This window comes from Pseudomonas sp. TREG-RG-20F-10-E-6-01, from assembly GCF_022662455.1.
Lineage (GTDB): Bacteria > Pseudomonadota > Gammaproteobacteria > Pseudomonadales > Pseudomonadaceae > Aquipseudomonas.
The window spans coordinates 158,339-176,602 of record NZ_JAKNQP010000008.1 but is presented as its reverse complement, the minus strand read 5'-3'; the positions used below and the strand labels follow the sequence as shown (position 1 = coordinate 176,602).

Sequence of the window (18,264 nt, the reverse complement as noted above, 5' to 3'; positions counted from 1 at the left end):
TTGCAAGGGAGCGGCTTTTTTATTGCAGTTTTATTTCTTTGAAAAAATAACTAGCAAGCTAACTAACGAGATTAACGGCGCGCATTGAACCTGACCATTCGGCCAAGTTCGATACGTTGCGCTTAGTTATTTCGCAGCCGGTTCCTGCATCACGCGAATAACGCGCTGTGGAAACGGAATATCAATGCCCGCGCCTTTCAAACGATCACGCGCCAGTTCATTAAGCATAAACACCACGTCCCAGTAATCTGACGTCTTGGTCCAGCAACGCAAAGACACGGTGATCGAACTGTCGCCCAACGTCGACACTACCGCCACCGCTGCAGGGTCTGTCAGCACGCGCGGGTCTTTCGCCAATTCCAGCAGCACTTCACGGGCTTTCTGCAAGTCGGCTTCGTAGTCGACACCCACGTCGAACACTACCTTGCGGGTAGGCTGGCGGTTGGTGTTGGTGATGATGCCGTTGGACAGGATGCCGTTAGGCACGATCACGGTTTTGTTGTCGCCGGTACGCAGCACGGTGTGGAAGATCTGAATACTGTCGACGGTCCCGGATGTGCCCTGAGCCTCGATCCAGTCACCGATGCGGAATGGGCGGAACAGCAGAATCAGCACGCCGCCGGCGAAGTTGGCCAGGCTGCCTTGCAACGCCAGGCCGATGGCCAGGGTAGCCGCACCGATGGCGGCGACGAACGAGGTGGTTGCCACGCCGATCATCGAGGCCACGCTGACAATCAGCATGACTTTCAATGCGATGTTGGCAAGGCTGGTGATGAAGTGCTGCAGCGCCAGGTCCGCATTGCGGATGGCCAGCAAGCGCCCCACGCGGTGGGTAAATACGTTAATCAGCCACCAGCCGATGGCCAGGGTTATCACTGCCAGCAACACCCGGCTGCCGTATTCCATAATCATCGGGATCCAGGACTGCGAGGTCTTGATCAGGTGATCCACTTCAGCGTTCAAATCCATCTATCTTCTCCTGTTGCGCGGATGTGCGGCTTGATTGACTGCCATAAAACGCAAATGAGCCCCGTGGGGCTCAAGTGTAGGCACAGACTCTGGGGCGTGGGACGTCAAAAACACCCACAGGTTCCGCGAAGTGCCATCAGTCGCGGAAGTTATTGAACTGCAGTGGCATGTCGAAGGTCTTGGCGCGCAGAGCAGCGATTGCTTCTTGCAGATCGTCACGCTTCTTGCCGGTCACGCGAACCTGTTCACCCTGGATGGCGGCCTGGACTTTCAGCTTGGCATCCTTGATGTGGGCGACGATCTTCTTTGCCAGCTCTTTGTCGATGCCTTCCTTGAGCACGGCTTCCTGCTTCATCAGCTTGCCGGAGGCGTAGGCGTCCTTGACTTCAAGGCACTGCACGTCGATCTTGCGCTTGACCAGGGCCAGCTTGAGAATCTCGATCATCGCTTCCAGCTGGAAATCGGCTTCAGCGGTCAGGTTGACGGTCAGTTCCTTTTCCTTGAACTCGAAGCTGCCCTTGCCTTTCAAGTCATAGCGACGGTCCAGTTCCTTGACGGCGTTCTCGACGGCGTTGGTGACTTCGTGTTTGTCCAGTTCGGATACCACGTCGAACGAAGGCATGTCATTTCTCCAATATAAGGGGCGGGCTCAGTAGAGATGGAGCGCGCCCAAGCTAAAATGCCGAGGCATTATAGCGGTTCTTTCGCCCTGTTCACTGTGAGCGACCCTACGGAGCACAAACTCATGTCGACTACCTGGCACATTCTCGGCGCCGGCAGCCTGGGCACACTGTGGGCCACACGCCTGTCGCGCGCGGGCGTGCCCGTGCGGCTGATCCTGCGGGATGAGGCGCGCCTTTCCAGCTACCGGCAGGCAAGAGGCCTGACGCTGGTAGAGCATGGCGTAGCACACACCTACCCAGTGATCGGCGAAACGCCCCACAGCCAAGAACCCATTCATCGTCTACTGGTGGCGTGCAAAGCCTACGACGCCGAAACCGCCATCGCACAGCTGCAACACCGGCTGGTACCGGACGCCGAATTGATCCTGTTGCAAAACGGCCTGGGCAGCCAGGACGCCGTGGCCGCGCAGCTGCCGCAAGCCCGTTGCATCTTTGCCTCCAGCACCGAAGGCGCGTTCCGCGACGGCGATTGGCGCGTGGTCTTCGCCGGTCATGGCTACACCTGGCTGGGGGACGCGGGCCACCCGACGCCACCGCTGTGGCTGGACGACCTGCACGCCGCCGGCATTCCCCACGAATGGAGCACCGATATTCTCACCCGCCTATGGCGCAAGCTGGCGCTCAATTGCGCGATCAACCCGTTGACCGTGCTCTACCAGTGCCGCAACGGCGGCCTGCAAGACCACCAATGCGAAGTGGCGACCTTGTGCGCCGAATTGACCGAGTTGCTCGAGTGCTGCGGTCAACCGGCCGCCGCCGAGGCGCTGCACAGCGAAGTAGAACGCGTCATCCACGCGACGGCCGCCAACTACTCCTCCATGTATCAGGACGTGGCCAACGCCCGGCGCACCGAAATCAGCTACCTGCTGGGCTACGCTTGCCAGGCGGCGGCCCGCCATCAGTTGGTGCTGCCGCATCTGCAACAGCTGCAAGCGCGGCTGATTGACCACTTACGCGCACGCGGATTGGCCACCGACTGAGGCACGCGCTACCCTGCCTACCTGTCTATCACCTGGGAAAACCCTGATGCCACTGCGCCAGCGTCTTGAAAATCTACCGGTAGGGCAGAAACTGCTGGCCGCCCTGCTGGTGTTGTTGACCACCGTGTTGTTGGTGGCCAACCTGACGTTTATCAGCGCCGCCTACTGGATCTCCCAGGAAAGCATGGCCCCGCAGGCGTTGCAGGCCATCGGTCGCCTGGTGTCCAACCCCGCCCTCGCCGCCGAAGCCCTCGAATCCCCGGCCAAGGCCGACGCCCTGCTCAGCGAGTTGACCAGTTACTCGCCATTACGCGCCGCCGCGTTATATGACGGCGAAGGCACCCGCCTGGCCCAAATGCAACATGGCAACCGCCTGCACCTGCCGGACAACTACCGGCATATCGAGGCCTGGCGCGTCACCGAATTTCGCAGCAACCAAGTCATCACCCTGCCCCGCGCCGGCCAGCCTCCGGGGCATTTACTGTTGGTGGCCAGCAGCGAGCTACCCGTGGCGTTCTATACCGGCACGCTGACAGCCAGCCTGGGCATCCTGATTTTCAGCGTATTGCTCTGGCTGGTCATCGCCCGGCAGATCAAACGCCTGATCACCCGCCCGATTCACGAACTCGAAGAGCTCTCGCGCCAGGTGACCCGCGAAGAAAACTACGCCCTGCGTGCCGGGCGCGGCAACCATGATGAAATCGGCAGCCTGGCCGAAGCGTTCAACACCATGCTGTCGCGCATCGAAGCCCGCGAGCATCAGCTCAAGCGAGCGCGGGACGACTCCCAGGCCGCCTACGCCCAAGCCCAGGGCCTGGCCGAAGAGACGCGTCATACCAACCGCAAGCTGGAACTCGAGGTGCAGGTTCGCAGCAAGATCGAGAAAAAACTCACGGGCTTCCAGAATTACCTGAACAGCATTATCGACTCGATGCCTTCTGCGCTGATCGCCCTGGACGAACAACTCTACGTCACCCAGTGGAATCAGGAAGCCACCGCGCTTTCCGGCACGCGCCTGGACGAAGCGCTGAACCAGCCGATCTTCCTCGCGTTCCAGCCGCTCAAGCCCTACCTGCCGCAAATCAAGGCCACGGTTGAGCAACACACGGTTGAACGCATTGAGCGCGTCACCTGGATAAAGGATGACGAGGCCAAGCATTACGCCCTGACCTTTTACCCCTTGATGGGCGGCGCCGGGCGCGGCGTGGTGATCCGTATCGACGACATCACCCAGCGCTTGTCCCTGGAAGAAATGATGGTGCAGTCAGAGAAAATGCTCTCCGTCGGCGGCCTGGCCGCGGGCATGGCCCACGAAATCAACAACCCGCTCGGGGCGATCCTGCACAACGTGCAGAACATCCGCCGCCGCCTGTCCCCCGACCTGCCGAAAAACCTGGAACACGCCGAACAGGCGGGCATCGAACTGGAAGTGGTCAACCGCTACCTGCAGGGCCGCGAAGTCCCGCAATTGCTCGATGGCATCCAGCAAGCCGGCGCACGCGCGGCGAAGATCGTCACGCATATGCTCAGTTTCAGCCGCCGCAGCAATCGGCAAATGGCGCCTTGCGATTTGCCAGCACTGATCGACCAGGCAGTGGAAATTGCCGGTAATGACTTCGACCTGACGATCGGCTTCGACTTCAAGGGCCAGGCAATCATCCGCCAGTTCGACCCGCAGCTCGGCCCGGTGCCCGGCACCGCCAACGAACTGGAACAGGTACTGCTCAACCTGTTGAAAAACGCCGCCCAGGCCATTCACCTGCGTGAAGACGACCGCGAGCCCGGGCGCATCATTTTGCGCACCCGCCTCAACCCGCCCTGGGCGGAGATCCAGGTGGAAGACAATGGCATCGGCATGAGCGAAAACGTGCGCAAACGCACGTTCGAGCCGTTCTTCACCACCAAGGAAATCGGCCAAGGCACCGGGCTGGGGCTGTCGGTGTCGTATTTCATCGTCACCAATAACCACAAAGGCCAGATGGAAGTGCACTCCACCCTCGGCCAAGGCACCTGCTTCACCCTGCGCCTGCCGCTGGCCGGCAGCCAAATGCCACCCTTTGACCTGACTCAACTGGAGCAATAACCATGGGCTTTCGCCTGTCGAAGATCTACACCCGTACCGGCGACACAGGCGAGACCGGCCTGGGCGACGGCCGTCGCGTGCCCAAGGACCACCCGCGCGTGGAAGCCATCGGCGAGGTGGACACGCTCAACAGCCAGTTGGGTTTACTGCTGGCCAACCTTGAAGAGCAGAGCGGCAAGCATCCGCAACTGAACGACGTGATTGAGGTGCTTACCCCTTGCCAGCATCGGTTGTTCGACTTGGGCGGTGAGCTGGCGATGCCGGTGTACAAAGCCTTGAATGCGGCCGAAGTTGATCGGCTGGAAGCGGCGATTGATCGCTGGAACGAGGAAGTCGGGCCGCTGGAGAACTTCATCTTGCCCGGTGGTTCCGCGCTGATCGCCCAAGCCCACGTGTGCCGCAGCCTGGCGCGCAGTGCGGAGCGGCGGTGTCAGCAGTTGAATGCGATTGAACCGTTGGAAGGCGTGGGGTTGGCGTACATCAATCGGTTGTCGGACTTGTTGTTTGTGGCAGCACGGGTGATTGCCAAACGCCAGGGTGTGGCTGAGGTGTTGTGGCAGGCGGCGGCTAAGCCACACTGAGGTTTTGGGGTGACCGATCTGGCCCCTTCGCGAGCAAGCCCGCTCCCACATTTGACTGCATTCCAACGTTGGAACCGGGTCGACTGTGGGAGCGGGCTTGCTCGCGAAGAGGCCCGTCAGAACAACATCAAACCTGCGGCCAAAACGCCCGAATTCCTGCCACACCCTGAGCCCCGGCGGCCCACGCCTGCTCCCGCTCAGCCGGCCCGACGCCGCCGAGCAAAAACACGGGCTTGCTGAACCCACGGATCAACTCGGCCGCCTGCTCCCAACCCAATGGCTGAGCATCCGGATGCGTCTGGGTCGGCTGCACCGGTGACAGGGTGACAAAATCCACGTCCATCATTTCCGCCAGCGCCAGTTCTTCAGCGTTGTGGCAGGAGGCCGCCAACCAGCGATCCTTGGGCAGTGGGCGTCCCTTGCTCGCGTATTTACGCAACTGCGCCGACGTCATGTGCCAGCCGGCCGCCGGGAAATCCCCCAGCCACTCAAACGGGCCCTTGAGCATCAATTGCGCCTTGCCGGCACACAGGCCAACCGCGTCCACCGCCAGGTCACGGTATTTAGGGTCGTAACCATTGGGCGCACGCAGCTGAACCAGCTTGATGCCCCCGGCAATCGCCTTCTGAATACCACGCAGCAAGGTCGGGGTTTCCAGCTCGCCTGGGGTAATCAGGTACTGAGCCGGCAGCCGCGCCGCCGCCACGATCGGGGCATTCGCCGCCGGGAACGCATAGTTGATCAAGTCTCGCGGAGCCACCCATTCCAACGGCTGCCCTTCGGCACCGTGAGGCTCGCCGGTAAAGGCCGAGACTTCCCAGACATCCAGCAACACCTGCTTGTCCGGGTAATCATGCTGCACCTTGATCAGCGGGCGTGCCGTGGTGACCTGGATGCCCAGTTCTTCCTGCAATTCGCGGGACAAGGCGGCAGCAACCGATTCATCGGCCTCCACCTTGCCACCGGGAAATTCCCAGAGGCCGCCTTGATGCTGGGTATCGGCGCGGCGCGCCAGCAGGATCCTGCCATCGACACCGCGGATCACCGCTGCTGCTACATGCACTCGTTTCACCGCGCTTATCCTCTTGGCTGTCAGGTGCGGTATTCCGCATTGATCTTCACGTACTCGTGGGACAGGTCAGTGGTCCAGATCGTTTCGCTGCACTCACCGCGACCCAGCTCAATGCGGATGGTGATTTCTTCCTGCTGCATCACTGCCGAGCCCTGGGCTTCGGTGTAGGTTTCGGCGCGGGCGCCACGGCTGGCAATGCACACCTCGCCAAGGAACACGTCGATCTTGCCCACGTCCAGGTCAGGCACGCCGGCACGGCCAACGGCGGCGAGGATGCGGCCCCAGTTCGGGTCAGAGGCAAACAAGGCAGTCTTGATCAGCGGCGAGTGGGCCACGGTGTAGCCAACGTCCAGGCATTCCTGGTGGTTGGCGCCGCCGTTGACTTCAACGGTCACAAACTTGGTCGCGCCTTCACCGTCACGCACGATGGCCTGGGCCACGTCCATGCACACCTCGAACACCGCCTGCTTCAACGCGGCGAACAGCGGGCCTTCGGTAGAGGTGATTTCCGGCAGGTTGGCCTGGCCGGTCGCAATCAACATGCAGCAGTCGTTGGTCGAGGTATCGCCATCGATGGTGATGCGGTTGAACGATTTGTTGGCGCCGTCCAGCATCAAGCGTTGCAGCACGTCGCGGGAGACTTTGGCGTCGGTGGCGATGTAGCCGAGCATGGTGGCCATGTTCGGGCGGATCATGCCCGCGCCTTTGCTGATGCCGGTCACGGTGATGGTCACGCCGTCGTGCACGAACTGACGGCTCGCGCCTTTTGGCAGTGTGTCGGTGGTCATGATGCCCGTGGCAGCGGCAGCCCAGTTATCCACAGACAAGTCATCCAGCGCGGCTTGCAGGGCGCCTTCGATTTTTTCTACCGGCAGTGGCTCACCGATTACGCCGGTGGAGTAAGGCAGCACTTGGCTGGCGTCCACGCCAGTCAACTGGGCCAGCTTGGCGCAGGTGCGGGCAGCGGCCACCAGGCCAGGCTCGCCGGTGCCGGCGTTGGCGTTACCGGTGTTGGTCAGCAGGTAGCGAATCGAACCGGCCACGCGTTGTTTGGCCAGGATTACCGGCGCGGCGCAGAACGCATTGAGGGTGAATACACCGGCGACAGTCGAACCTTCGGCACAGCGCATCACCACCACATCCTTGCGCCCGGGGCGCTTGATGCCGGCCGAAGCGATACCGAGTTCAAAACCGGCAACCGGGTGCAATGTGGGCAAAGGACCAAGACCAACAGCCATGAATGCGCTCCTTAAAAATAGGTGATGTCTGTGCCGTCGCTATCGACGGTGGGAATTAATGGCAAAACGCCGCGACGGCTGATGCCGGTCGCGGCGCGGGGTGTTGCAGCGTCAGGCAAAAATCTTAGTTGATTTCGCCGTGGCAGTGTTTGAACTTCTTGCCCGAACCACACCAGCACAGTTCGTTGCGGCCCAGCTTCTGATCATTGCGAACCGGAGTTTGCGCCAAGGCCACATCGACCTCTTCGCCCAACACCTCAGGCGCTTCCAGGCCCGGTGCTTCGTCGTGCTGGAACTGCATGCGCGCAGCCAATGCTTCGGCTTCCTGGCGCAGGCGAGCTTCTTCCTCGATCGGGTCTTCGCGACGCACCTGAACGTGGGACAGCACGCGAATCGAATCGCGCTTGATCGAATCCAGCAGCTCGGAGAACAGCGTGAACGACTCGCGCTTGTACTCTTGCTTCGGGTTCTTCTGGGCGTAACCACGCAAGTGGATACCGTGACGCAAGTGGTCCATGGTCGACAGGTGGTCTTTCCACAGGTCGTCCAGCACACGCAGTACGATTTGTTTCTCGAAGGTGCGCAGCGCTTCGGCACTGGCCTGCTCTTCTTTCTCGTTGTACGCGGCCAGCAGCTCGGTCATCAGCTTCTCGCGCAGGGTTTCTTCGTACAGGTGATCGTCTTCGTCCAGCCACTGCTGAACCGGCAGGTCCACACCGAAATCGCTCTTCAACGCCGCTTCCAGACCGGCAACATCCCACTGCTCAGGCAGGGACTGTGGCGGGATATGCGCGCTGACAGTGGCGTTGAGCACGTCCTGACGGAAATCGGCAATGGTCTCGCCAATGTTGTCGGCGGCCAGCAACGTGTTACGCATGTGATAAATCACTTTACGCTGTTCGTTGTTGACGTCATCGAACTCGAGCAGTTGCTTACGAATGTCGAAGTTACGGCCTTCTACCTTGCGCTGAGCCTTCTCGATGGCGTTGGTCACCATGCGGTGCTCGATCGCTTCACCGGACTGCATGCCCAGGGCCTTCATGAAGTTCTTCACCCGATCGGAGGCGAAGATGCGCATCAGGCTGTCTTCCAGCGACAGGTAGAAACGGCTGGAACCGGCGTCACCCTGACGACCGGCACGACCACGCAGCTGGTTGTCGATACGGCGCGATTCGTGACGCTCGGAGGCGATCACCTGCAGGCCGCCGGATTCCAGCACGGCCTGGTGACGTTTCTGCCAGTCGGCCTTGATCTGAGCGATCTGCTCAGGGCTTGGGTTTTCCAGCGCCGCGACTTCCACTTCCCAGTTACCGCCCAACAGGATGTCGGTACCACGACCGGCCATGTTGGTGGCAATGGTCAGTGCGCCTGGGCGACCGGCCTGGGCAATGATCTCGGCTTCTTTTTCGTGGAACTTGGCGTTGAGAACCTTGTGCTCGATGCCTTCCTTGTTGAGCAGGTTGGACACGTGCTCGGAAGTTTCGATGGTGGCGGTACCCACCAGGATCGGACGTCCCTGGGCCATGCCGTCCTTGATGTCGTTGATGATTGCCGCGTATTTCTCTTCGGCCGTCAGGAACACCAGATCGTTGTAGTCTTTACGCGCCAGCGGCTTGTTCGGTGGAATCACCATCACGGCCAGGTTGTAGATCTGGTGGAACTCGAACGCTTCGGTGTCGGCCGTACCGGTCATGCCGGACAGTTTGTTGTACAGACGGAAGTAGTTCTGGAAGGTCGTGGAGGCCAACGTCTGGCTTTCAGCCTGGATGTTGAGCCCTTCCTTGGCTTCGATGGCCTGGTGCAGGCCTTCGGACAGACGACGACCCGGCATGGTACGGCCGGTGTGTTCGTCAACCAGCACGACCTGGCCGTCCTGGACAATGTATTCGACGTTGCGATGGAACAGCTTGTGGGCGCGCAGGCCGGCATACACGTGGGTCAACAGGCCCAGGTTGTGGGCCGAGTACAGGCTTTCGCCCTCGGCCAGCTCGCCGATCTGGGTCAGCATCTCTTCGACGAACTGGTGACCGGCTTCGTTGAGTTCGACCTGACGGGTCTTCTCGTCGATGGAGAAGTGACCTTCTTTGGTCACCACGCCTTCCACTTCCTCGATGTGCTGCTCCAGACGCGGGATCAACTTGTTGATCTCGGTGTACAGGCGCGAGCTGTCTTCGGCCTGGCCGGAGATGATCAGCGGGGTACGGGCTTCGTCGATGAGGATGGAGTCGACTTCGTCGATCACGGCAAAATTGAGTTCGCGCTGGAATTTTTCTTCCATGCTGAACGCCATGTTGTCGCGCAGGTAGTCGAAACCGAATTCGTTGTTGGTGCCGTAGGTGATGTCGGCAGCGTAAGCGGCGCGCTTCTCTTCCGGCGGCTGGAACGGCGTTACCACGCCGACGGTCAGGCCGAGGAATTCATACAGCGGGCGCATCCAGTTGGCGTCCCGGCGAGCCAGGTAGTCGTTCACCGTCACAACGTGCACGCCCTTGCCGGACAGTGCGTTGAGGTAAACACCCAGGGTTGCCACCAGGGTCTTGCCTTCACCGGTGCGCATTTCGGCAATCATGCCTTCATGCAAGGTCATGCCGCCGATCAACTGCACGTCGAAGTGGCGCATGCCCATGACACGCTTACCGGCTTCACGGGCGACCGCAAAGGCTTCGGGAAGCAGCTTGTCGAGGGTTTCACCTTTGGCTATGCGGGCCTTGAACTCTTGGGTCTTGGCGCGCAATTGCTCGTCCGAAAGGGCAACCATCTGCTCTTCGAAGGCATTGACCAGCTGCACCGTCTTGAGCATGCGTTTAACTTCGCGCTCATTCTTGCTTCCAAAAAGTTTCTTTAACAAAGGCGCAAACATATCGGCAGGTTCTTCCACACATAGGGATGGAGGGCGCACCGTGAGTGGCCCGAGCAGCCCTCACGGCCGCATGCGAACGCGCATTCTACCCGGAATCGTGGGTGAGGAAAGTGGCGTTATTCCCCGATGCTGGCATGGCGCTGTGAGAGGGCCTGTTTAAAATAAGGGCTTTTGCTGGAACTTCAACCCATCAGGCGCAGAAGTTACCTATTGATTTTACGAGCAAAGCGCTGCGTGACGCATTGGCTGGGGGGCACACAGGCGCTTTCTGCTAAGATGGCGGCTCTGTTACTTAAGGTGTCTAAACATGGCATTTCGCCCTCTTACAGCCCGCGCGCCCAGCGTGTTGCTCCGCGAAGCCAAGCCGTTGAAAGCCATCTTCGGCCATGCGCAACGCTTGGGCCATTTGCAACGCCTGGTCGAAAGCCAGCTACAACCTGCCGCACGTGAACATTGCCATGTGGCGTCCTGGCGCGAAGGAAATTTGCTGTTAATTGTCACCGACGGTCATTGGGCGACCCGTTTGCGCTATCAGCAAAAACGCCTGCAGCGACAATTGATGGCCTTTGATGAATTTGCCAGTTTGACCCGTATCCAGTTCAAGGTGCAGCCGCCGACCGTGCAGCAAGGCGCGGTGGGGCACACCATCAACCTGTCGATAAATGCGGCCGAAACCATTCAGGCAACGGCCGACGGGATCAGCGATCCGGGCTTGCGCGCAGCACTGGAACGATTGGCCGCGCACGCCAAGCCCAAATCTGAATAGCTACTTACGCTTGCTGCCGCCCAGCAACGAGCCCAACAAACCCCGCACCAACTGCCGGCCCATCTGATTGGCGGCCTGTTGCATGGCTGACTTGAGTGCCTTGCCGGCCGCGGAGCCCAGAAATGCCCCGGCCTTGTCGGTAAAGCTCGGTTCTTCGGCAGCAGGCGTGGCTGCCTCAGTCGGCCCGAGCTCCTTGCGCGCCATCAACACTTCATAGGCCGACTCTCGATCAATCGGCTTGTCATAGCGACCCAGCAACGGCGAGCTGGCAATCAGCGCGGCGCGTTCGGCTTCGCTGAGCGGCCCGATGCGCGATTGCGGCGGCGCTACCAGCACGCGTTGGACCACTTCCGGCGTGCCCTTTTCCTGCAAGGTGCCCACCAGTGCCTCACCAGTGCCCAGCTCTGTGAGCACCGACAAGGTGTCGAATGCCGGGTTGGCCCGAAAGCCATCCGCTACCGCGCGCAGGGATTTCTGCTCTTTCGTGGTGAACGCCCGCAAGCCGTGCTGAATACGCAGACCAAGTTGCGCCAAGACCGTGTCAGGCAAATCAGCGGGGGATTGCGTGACAAAGTACACACCGACACCCTTGGAGCGGATCAGGCGCACCACTTGCTCCAGCCGGTCCTGCAGAGCCTTGGGCGTGTCGGCAAACAACAAGTGCGCCTCATCGAAAAACAGCGCGAGCAACGGTTTGTCGGCATCCCCGCGCTCCGGCAACTGCTCGAACAGTTCGGCCAGCAGCCACAGCAAGAAAGTAGCGTACACCTTGGGCGCTTCATGCACCAACCGGCTGGCGTCGAGCAGATGGATTCGCCCGCGGCCGTCGCTGGCCGGCTGCAAAATATCTTCAAGCTGCAGGGCCGGCTCACCAAACAAGGCTTCAGCGCCCTGTTGTTCAAGCACCGCCAGGCGCCGCAACAGCGCCTGGCTGGAGCCGGTAGTCATCAGCGCGGCATCGTCACCCAGCAGCTGCGGGTGATAGCGCAGATGGTTGAGCAATGCCTTGAGGTCTTTGAGGTCGAGCAGCAGCAGGCCTTCGCGGTCCGCCACTTTGAAGGTGGCATAGAGTGCCGACTGCTGGCTGTCGGTGAGTTCCAACAGGCTGCCGAGCAATAAAGGTCCCATTTCGCTGATGGTCGTGCGAAGCGGATGACCCGACTGCCCGTGGATATCCCACAGCGTTACCGGATAAGCCTTCGCCGTGTAATTAAGGAAGGGCATGCCCGCGATGCGCTCAGCCACTTTACCTTGAGGGTTCGCGGCAGCCCCCAGACCACATAGATCGCCTTTGATATCAGCGGCGAACACGGCCACACCCGCATCACTGAACGCTTCCGCCAGGCGCTGCAAGGTGACGGTCTTGCCGGTGCCCGTGGCGCCGGCAATCAGGCCGTGACGGTTGGCCAGGCGCATGGCCTGGGCGATGGGCTGGCCGTCGGGGCCGGCGCCAATAAGGAGTTGCGAGGAGTCAGGCATTTCGTCACCTTTGGTTAATCTTTAGTGCCGCAAGGTCGATACAGATAATTGTAAGACCCACAAAGTCTAAAAACAGGTCGGATGGCTCCTACAGGGACTCACAGAGCTATCACCAGAAGTACCACACCTTTTTTGACGCTGCCATTTTGCGCATCCCATGAGGACGCGCTTCGGATACCAAGACCTTAGCGGACCCTTCAAGCCATGAATAAAAACCTGCGCTTCAGCCACAAAATCCTGCTTGCAGCCGCCCTTATCGTCATCGCCGCCTTCGCATTGTTTACCCTCTACAACGACTACCTGCAACGCAACGCGATTCGCGACGACCTCAATAATTACCTGCATGAAATGGGCGACGTCACCGCCAGCAATATTCAAACCTGGCTCACCGGGCGCATAGCGCTGGTGGAAAACGCAGCACAGAACATCGCCATCAACCCCGAGCCCGCCGTGGTCGCCGGCCTGCTGGAACAGAAAGCGCTGACGTCCTCGTTCATGGCCACCTACGTGGGCGACAGCAAAGGCGCCTTCACCATCCGCCCCGACACCAAGATGCCCGATGGCTTCGACCCAAGGGTGCGCCCCTGGTACAAGGGCGCCCAGTCCAGCAATGGTTCAACCCTGACTGAACCCTACATTGATGCTGCGACCGGGAAACTGATCATTTCGGTCGCCACCCCCAGCACCACCACAACTGGCCAGAGCATCGGCGTGGTTGGCGGCGACCTGAGCCTGCAAACGCTGGTGGATAACATTGGCGCGCTGAACTTCGGCGGCATGGGTTATGCGTTCCTGGTCAGTGCCGATGGCAAAGTGCTCGTGCACCCGGACAAAAACCTGGTGATGAAGACCCTGGCCGACATGTACCCCAATCACACGCCGAAGATCAGTACTGACTTCAGTGAAGTTCAAGCCAACGGTAAAGACAACATCGTGACCTTTACACCGATCAAGGGCCTGCCCTCGGTGAACTGGTACCTGGGCATTTCGGTGGATAAAGACAAGTCGTTCGCCATGCTCAGCGAGTTCCGCAATTCGGCGATCATCGCCACGATCATCGCGGTGGTGATCATCATTGCGCTGCTGGGCATGCTCATCCGCGTGCTGTTGCAACCCCTGCACGTAATGACCCGCGCGATGCAGGACATCGCCGATGGCGAGGGCGACTTGACCCGCCGCCTGACCATCCAGAACAACGATGAGTTCGGCACGCTGGGCATTGCCTTCAACCGCTTCGTGGAGCGGATTCATACCTCGATCCGCGAAGTGTCCTCGGCCACCGAACAGGTCAACGAAGTCGCTTTGCGCGTGGTCAGTGCCTCCAATTCCTCGATGGTCAACTCTGACGAGCAGGCCAACCGCACCAACAGCGTCGCCGCCGCCATCAACGAACTGGGCGCCGCCGCCCAGGAAATCGCGCGCAACGCCGCACAAGCCTCCAGCCAGGCCAGCGATGCGCGGCACTTGGCCGAAGACGGCCAACAGGTGGTGGATCGCAATATCAAGGCAATGACCCAACTGTCAGCGATGATCAGTGCTTCGAGCAGCAATATAGAAGCGCTGAACAGCAAGACTGTGAACATCGGGCAAATTCTGGAGGTGATCACCAGCATCTCCCAGCAAACCAACCTGCTGGCACTGAACGCCGCCATCGAAGCGGCGCGTGCCGGGGAAGCCGGGCGCGGGTTTGCGGTCGTGGCCGATGAGGTGCGCAACCTGGCCCATCGCACTCAGGAGTCGGCGCAGCAAGTGCAGAAGATGATTGAGGAACTGCAAGTCGGCGCGCGCGACTCGGTCAGCACCATGAGTGAAAGCCAGCGCCACAGCCAGGACAGCGTGGAAATCGCCAACCTGGCCGGCGAGCGCTTGAACAGCGTGACCCAGCGCATTGGCGAGATCGACGGCATGAACCAGTCAGTGGCCACCGCCACCGAGGAGCAAACCTCGGTGGTGGAGTCGATCAACATGGACATTACCGAGATCAATACCCTCAATCAGGAAGGCGTGGAAAACCTGCAATCCACCCTGCGCGCCTGCACCGACCTGGAACAACAGGCCGCTCGCTTGAAACAGTTGGTGGGCAGTTTCCGAATCTGAGCCCAGTGCCCGCCGTTTTTTTAGAGCGGCGGGCCGTTATTTTTCCGGAGGCTCGGATTTGGCCTGTTCGCGCTCCCACAACTCAGCGGCACCCGGAAACTCGGTGCCGTCCTCAGCATCCAGGTCATCCGGGTCATATCGACTTAAACACCCCTCCCCCAGCGTCGCCGGGGCTTGGGAGGTGGCTTTGTCGAGTGGATCGCTCATTGATCAATACCCAATAGCAGCAAAAAAAAGGCCTGGGACGATTTAACGCCCAGGCCTGTGCTTCTTCAAGACCTGTATCAGAACACTACGGTCTTGTTGCCGTGCACGAGCACGCGATCTTCCAAGTGATAACGCAGGCCACGGGCCAGCACCATCTTCTCGACGTCACGGCCGAAACGCACCATGTCTTCAATGCTGTCGCTGTGGCTGACGCGTACCACGTCCTGCTCGATGATCGGGCCGGCGTCCAGCTCTTCGGTGACGTAGTGGCAAGTTGCGCCAATCAGCTTCACGCCGCGCAGGGAGGCCTGGTGGTACGGCTTGGCACCCACAAACGACGGCAGGAAGCTGTGGTGAATGTTGATCACTTTGCCGGCGTATTCACGGCACAGTTCCGGCGGCAGAATCTGCATGTAGCGCGCCAGCACCACCACATCCGCTTCGTGCTGCTTGACCAGGCGGGAGACTTCGGCAAAGGCCGGCTCCTTGTCCTGCGGGTTGACCGGCACGTGGTAGTACGGGATGCCATGCCATTCGACCATGCTGCGCAGGTCGTCATGGTTGGAGATTACGCAAGCGATCTCGCAGTCCAGCTCATCGCTGTGCCAGCGGTGCAGCAGGTCGGCCAGGCAATGGGACTCGCGGCTGGCCATCAGCACGACACGTTTTTTCTGCTCGGTGTCGGTGATGTGCCAGGTCATCGAAAACTCTTCGGCGATCGGCGCAAACGCCTCACGAAAAGCTTCAAGACCAAAGGGCAGCGTGTCGGCACGAATTTCGTGACGCATGAAAAACCAACCGCTGAGATCGTCCGAGTGATGGCTCGCCTCGGTGATCCAGCCGTTGTGGGAGGCCAGAAAGTTACTGACTTTGGCAACGATGCCAACCCGGTCCGGGCAAGCAATCACCAGCCGAAAAGTGCGCATTAGGGGGAAACTCCAGAACTTCGCAAAGGCGGCCATTCTAGCGATTGCGCAGAAAAACTGCAGTATTCCTTACGGCTTATTCTGCGCCCACCCTCAGGCTACAGCCCTTAATAGCGTAAGGTTTTACCAACGCTATATGCGTGTCCAACGTGATGCACGGGCAATTGTCGGAAAATAAACGAGATTATCTTTACGTCTACCACCTACTAATTAACTCGATTGCGTAGCAGCGCTACAAACATTCAAAGTAATTCACATAAATGCATCCTTAAATGTTTACTTGGGGTTAGTGCCTGACTATTATTGGGCCACTCTCCTGCCAATCCGCGCTCTACATAAGGTAGTCCACATGTCTCTGATCAACGAATACCGTGCCACCGAAGAAGCTATCAAAGAGCTGCAAGCCCGTTTGAAGAACCTGTCCCAAGACGACAAGCTGCAAACCGAGCTGGAATTCGAAGGCAAACTGCGCACCCTGATGGGTGAATACTCCAAATCCCTGCGTGACATCATCGCGCTGCTGGATCCGGAGTCGAAAGTTAAAGCACCCCGCGGCGCTGTGAAAACTACCGGCACCAAGCGCGCTCGCAAGGTCAAGCAATACAAGAACCCACACAACGGTGAGGTGATTGAAACCAAAGGTGGCAACCACAAGACCCTGAAAGAGTGGAAAGCCAAGTGGGGCGGCGACGTGGTTGAAGGCTGGGCTACCCTGCTGGGCTAAGCCTGGTCGGGCTCTCGCCTGATAAGCGACACAATAAAAAACGCCAGCTTGCTGGCGTTTTTTATTGTCCGAATATTCTCCAATGCCTGACTACAGGTTCAGCCGGGCGGCTAAAGAGTCGGCATACTCCTGCCATTGATCCAGCACCTGACACTGAAACGATGTAGCACTAACAGCCAACTCCTCGCGCGCCTGTTTAAATGCCAACAGGGTAGTCGGCGCGCCCCACTCCGAACTCGACAACCGTTGCTGACAGAAAAGTTTCCAGCGCTGTTGCTCCTCGTTGTTCAAGGTGTCAGGAAAGTTACGCGCGCGGTAGCGGAATAATAATTCCGGCAAACGATGATCATCAAATGGCCACTGCTGATGCGCCAGATGTAAAGGCTCGGCTGCCCGGACTTGTTCGCATAAACGACGATCGCGATCACCAATAAAACCGTCATAGAGCTGCTGCTCGGGATCCGCACTCGGCGCAAAATCTTCCTCGGCATAAATAGCCGCCAACTTATCGCGCCAAACTTCGTGTGCGTCAGTTAGTCGCAGTGCACGTGCCTGGCACGTGTCCATATCCAATTGAAGTCGCTCGCGGTCCTGCGCCCGCAGCACGTTCAATGGGGCAACGACCGGGCAGCGGTTGATATGCACTAACTTGAGCGGCACTGGCAGTTCGCCTTCCGCCAGATCGCCACGGCGCGTGTAGAGGCGCTGGCGCAAGGTATCGGCGTCCAGATCCAGCAACCCCTGCGGGTCCAGCCCAAGGTCACAGACGATCAATGCATTGCGATTGCGCGGGTGCCAGGCCAGCGGCAGCACCACGCCCAAGTAGTGACGCTCGGCGGAAAAGCGCCCGGATATATGAACCATCGGTTGCAACAGGCGTACCTGATCCATCACCCGCTGCTTGCTGCGCAGTTGAAACAGCCACTCATACAACTTGGGCTGTTTCTCGCGGACCAGACGCGCCAGGGCGATCGTGGCTCGCACGTCCGACAAGGCGTCGTGGGCCTGGCCATGATCGATTCCGTTGGCGGCGGTCAAGCGCTCAAGCTTGAGGGTGACGCGCCCATCCTGCTCTGGCCAGACGATCCCTTCCGGGCGAAGTGCGTAGGCCGTGCGCACCACATCGATCAAATCCCAGCGACTGTTGCCGCCCTGCCATTCACGGGCGTAAGGGTCGAAAAAGTTGCGATACAAACTGTAGCGCGTCATTTCATCGTCAAAACGCAACGTGTTGTAACCGGCACCGCAAGTGCCCGGTGCGGCCAGTTCGGCATGCACTCGGGTCATGAAGTCGGCTTCGGCCAGGCCTTTGTCCGCCAGAACGTCAGGGGTGATGCCGGTGATCGCGCAGGCGGCCGGATGAGGCAGGATATCGTCGCTGAGCTGGCAATAAAGGTTGACCGGCGGGCCGATCTCGTTGAGTTCGAGGTCGGTACGAATACCGGCAACCTGAAGCGGGCGATCGCTGCGCGGATTGATGCCGGTGGTTTCATAGTCGTACCAGAAAATGGAGGTCACGGGTTATTCCTGTGCTGAAGACCGGCAAAGTCTAGGCGCTGTTGGCCGTCCGGGGCCAGTGATACCTTGGCTGTACAAATA

General features: G+C 59.7%; 15 protein-coding genes. 6 read left to right on the top strand and 9 right to left on the bottom strand.

What is annotated here, in order from left to right; all coding sequences use genetic code 11:
• Window positions 1-126 precede the first annotated feature (126 nt).
• Window positions 127-969, bottom strand: coding sequence for a mechanosensitive ion channel domain-containing protein (locus L8K08_RS22430; protein WP_145165361.1), 843 nt, complete (start codon window positions 967-969; stop codon window positions 127-129).
• Window positions 970-1,105: 136 nt separating this feature from the next.
• Entirely contained in the window at window positions 1,106-1,591 is a 486-nt protein-coding gene (locus L8K08_RS22425) for a YajQ family cyclic di-GMP-binding protein (RefSeq protein ID WP_003193880.1), read from the bottom strand.
• A gap of 123 nt (window positions 1,592-1,714) precedes the next feature.
• Between L8K08_RS22425 and L8K08_RS22420 the strand changes: the two genes are divergently transcribed.
• Genes L8K08_RS22420 through L8K08_RS22410 form a run of 3 tightly spaced genes read left to right on the top strand, consistent with a single transcriptional unit; the run spans window position 1,715 to window position 5,296 of the window.
• Window positions 1,715-2,632 carry a putative 2-dehydropantoate 2-reductase gene (locus L8K08_RS22420; protein WP_242199973.1) on the top strand — a complete coding sequence of 306 codons (918 nt, stop codon included), beginning with the start codon at window positions 1,715-1,717 and terminating at the stop codon, window positions 2,630-2,632.
• Between the two features lie 46 nt (window positions 2,633-2,678).
• The gene (locus L8K08_RS22415; RefSeq protein WP_145165365.1) at window positions 2,679-4,715 is read left to right on the top strand and encodes an ATP-binding protein; all 2,037 of its coding nucleotides are present in this window, start codon (window positions 2,679-2,681) and stop codon (window positions 4,713-4,715) included.
• Window positions 4,716-4,717: 2 nt separating this feature from the next.
• Window positions 4,718-5,296, top strand: a complete 579-nt coding sequence (locus L8K08_RS22410) for a cob(I)yrinic acid a,c-diamide adenosyltransferase (RefSeq protein ID WP_242199971.1) — start codon at window positions 4,718-4,720, stop codon at window positions 5,294-5,296.
• A 127-nt stretch (window positions 5,297-5,423) separates the two neighbouring features.
• Here L8K08_RS22410 and L8K08_RS22405 read toward each other — a convergent pair whose 3' ends face one another.
• The 3 genes from L8K08_RS22405 to secA form a co-directional block, all read right to left on the bottom strand.
• Window positions 5,424-6,368 (bottom strand): Nudix family hydrolase, encoded by a 945-nt coding sequence (locus L8K08_RS22405; RefSeq protein WP_242199970.1) that lies wholly within the window; start codon window positions 6,366-6,368, stop codon window positions 5,424-5,426.
• A gap of 20 nt (window positions 6,369-6,388) precedes the next feature.
• Entirely contained in the window at window positions 6,389-7,606 is a 1,218-nt protein-coding gene (gene argJ, locus L8K08_RS22400) for a bifunctional glutamate N-acetyltransferase/amino-acid acetyltransferase ArgJ (RefSeq protein ID WP_242199969.1), read from the bottom strand.
• Window positions 7,607-7,730: 124 nt separating this feature from the next.
• On the bottom strand, window positions 7,731-10,466 hold the full coding sequence (gene secA, locus L8K08_RS22395) for a preprotein translocase subunit SecA (RefSeq protein WP_106578375.1): 2,736 nt from the start codon (window positions 10,464-10,466) through the stop codon (window positions 7,731-7,733).
• Window positions 10,467-10,773: 307 nt separating this feature from the next.
• Here secA and L8K08_RS22390 point away from each other — a divergent pair, with 307 nt between their 5' ends.
• Entirely contained in the window at window positions 10,774-11,232 is a 459-nt protein-coding gene (locus L8K08_RS22390; protein WP_145165373.1) for a DciA family protein, read from the top strand.
• On the opposite strand, the gene L8K08_RS22385 is transcribed toward L8K08_RS22390, so the two are convergent.
• Entirely contained in the window at window positions 11,233-12,711 is a 1,479-nt protein-coding gene (locus tag L8K08_RS22385) for a helicase HerA-like domain-containing protein (protein ID WP_242199968.1), read from the bottom strand.
• 204 nt (window positions 12,712-12,915) lie between these two features.
• On the opposite strand from L8K08_RS22385, the gene L8K08_RS22380 reads away from it, so the two are divergent.
• Entirely contained in the window at window positions 12,916-14,808 is a 1,893-nt protein-coding gene (locus tag L8K08_RS22380; RefSeq protein WP_242199967.1) for a methyl-accepting chemotaxis protein, read from the top strand.
• Between the two features lie 36 nt (window positions 14,809-14,844).
• Here L8K08_RS22380 and L8K08_RS22375 read toward each other — a convergent pair whose 3' ends face one another.
• On the bottom strand, window positions 14,845-15,015 hold the full coding sequence (locus tag L8K08_RS22375; RefSeq protein WP_242199966.1) for a hypothetical protein: 171 nt from the start codon (window positions 15,013-15,015) through the stop codon (window positions 14,845-14,847).
• 77 nt (window positions 15,016-15,092) lie between these two features.
• Window positions 15,093-15,941 carry a formyltetrahydrofolate deformylase gene (purU, locus tag L8K08_RS22370; protein ID WP_005790961.1) on the bottom strand — a complete coding sequence of 283 codons (849 nt, stop codon included), beginning with the start codon at window positions 15,939-15,941 and terminating at the stop codon, window positions 15,093-15,095.
• A 349-nt stretch (window positions 15,942-16,290) separates the two neighbouring features.
• Between purU and mvaT the strand changes: the two genes are divergently transcribed.
• Window positions 16,291-16,665: a histone-like nucleoid-structuring protein MvaT gene (gene mvaT / locus L8K08_RS22365; protein ID WP_005790963.1), complete on the top strand. Its 375-nt coding sequence runs from the start codon at window positions 16,291-16,293 to the stop codon at window positions 16,663-16,665.
• 90 nt (window positions 16,666-16,755) lie between these two features.
• Here mvaT and sbcB read toward each other — a convergent pair whose 3' ends face one another.
• Window positions 16,756-18,183, bottom strand: a complete 1,428-nt coding sequence (sbcB, locus tag L8K08_RS22360; RefSeq protein WP_145165380.1) for an exodeoxyribonuclease I — start codon at window positions 18,181-18,183, stop codon at window positions 16,756-16,758.
• Window positions 18,184-18,264: the final 81 nt, after the last annotated feature.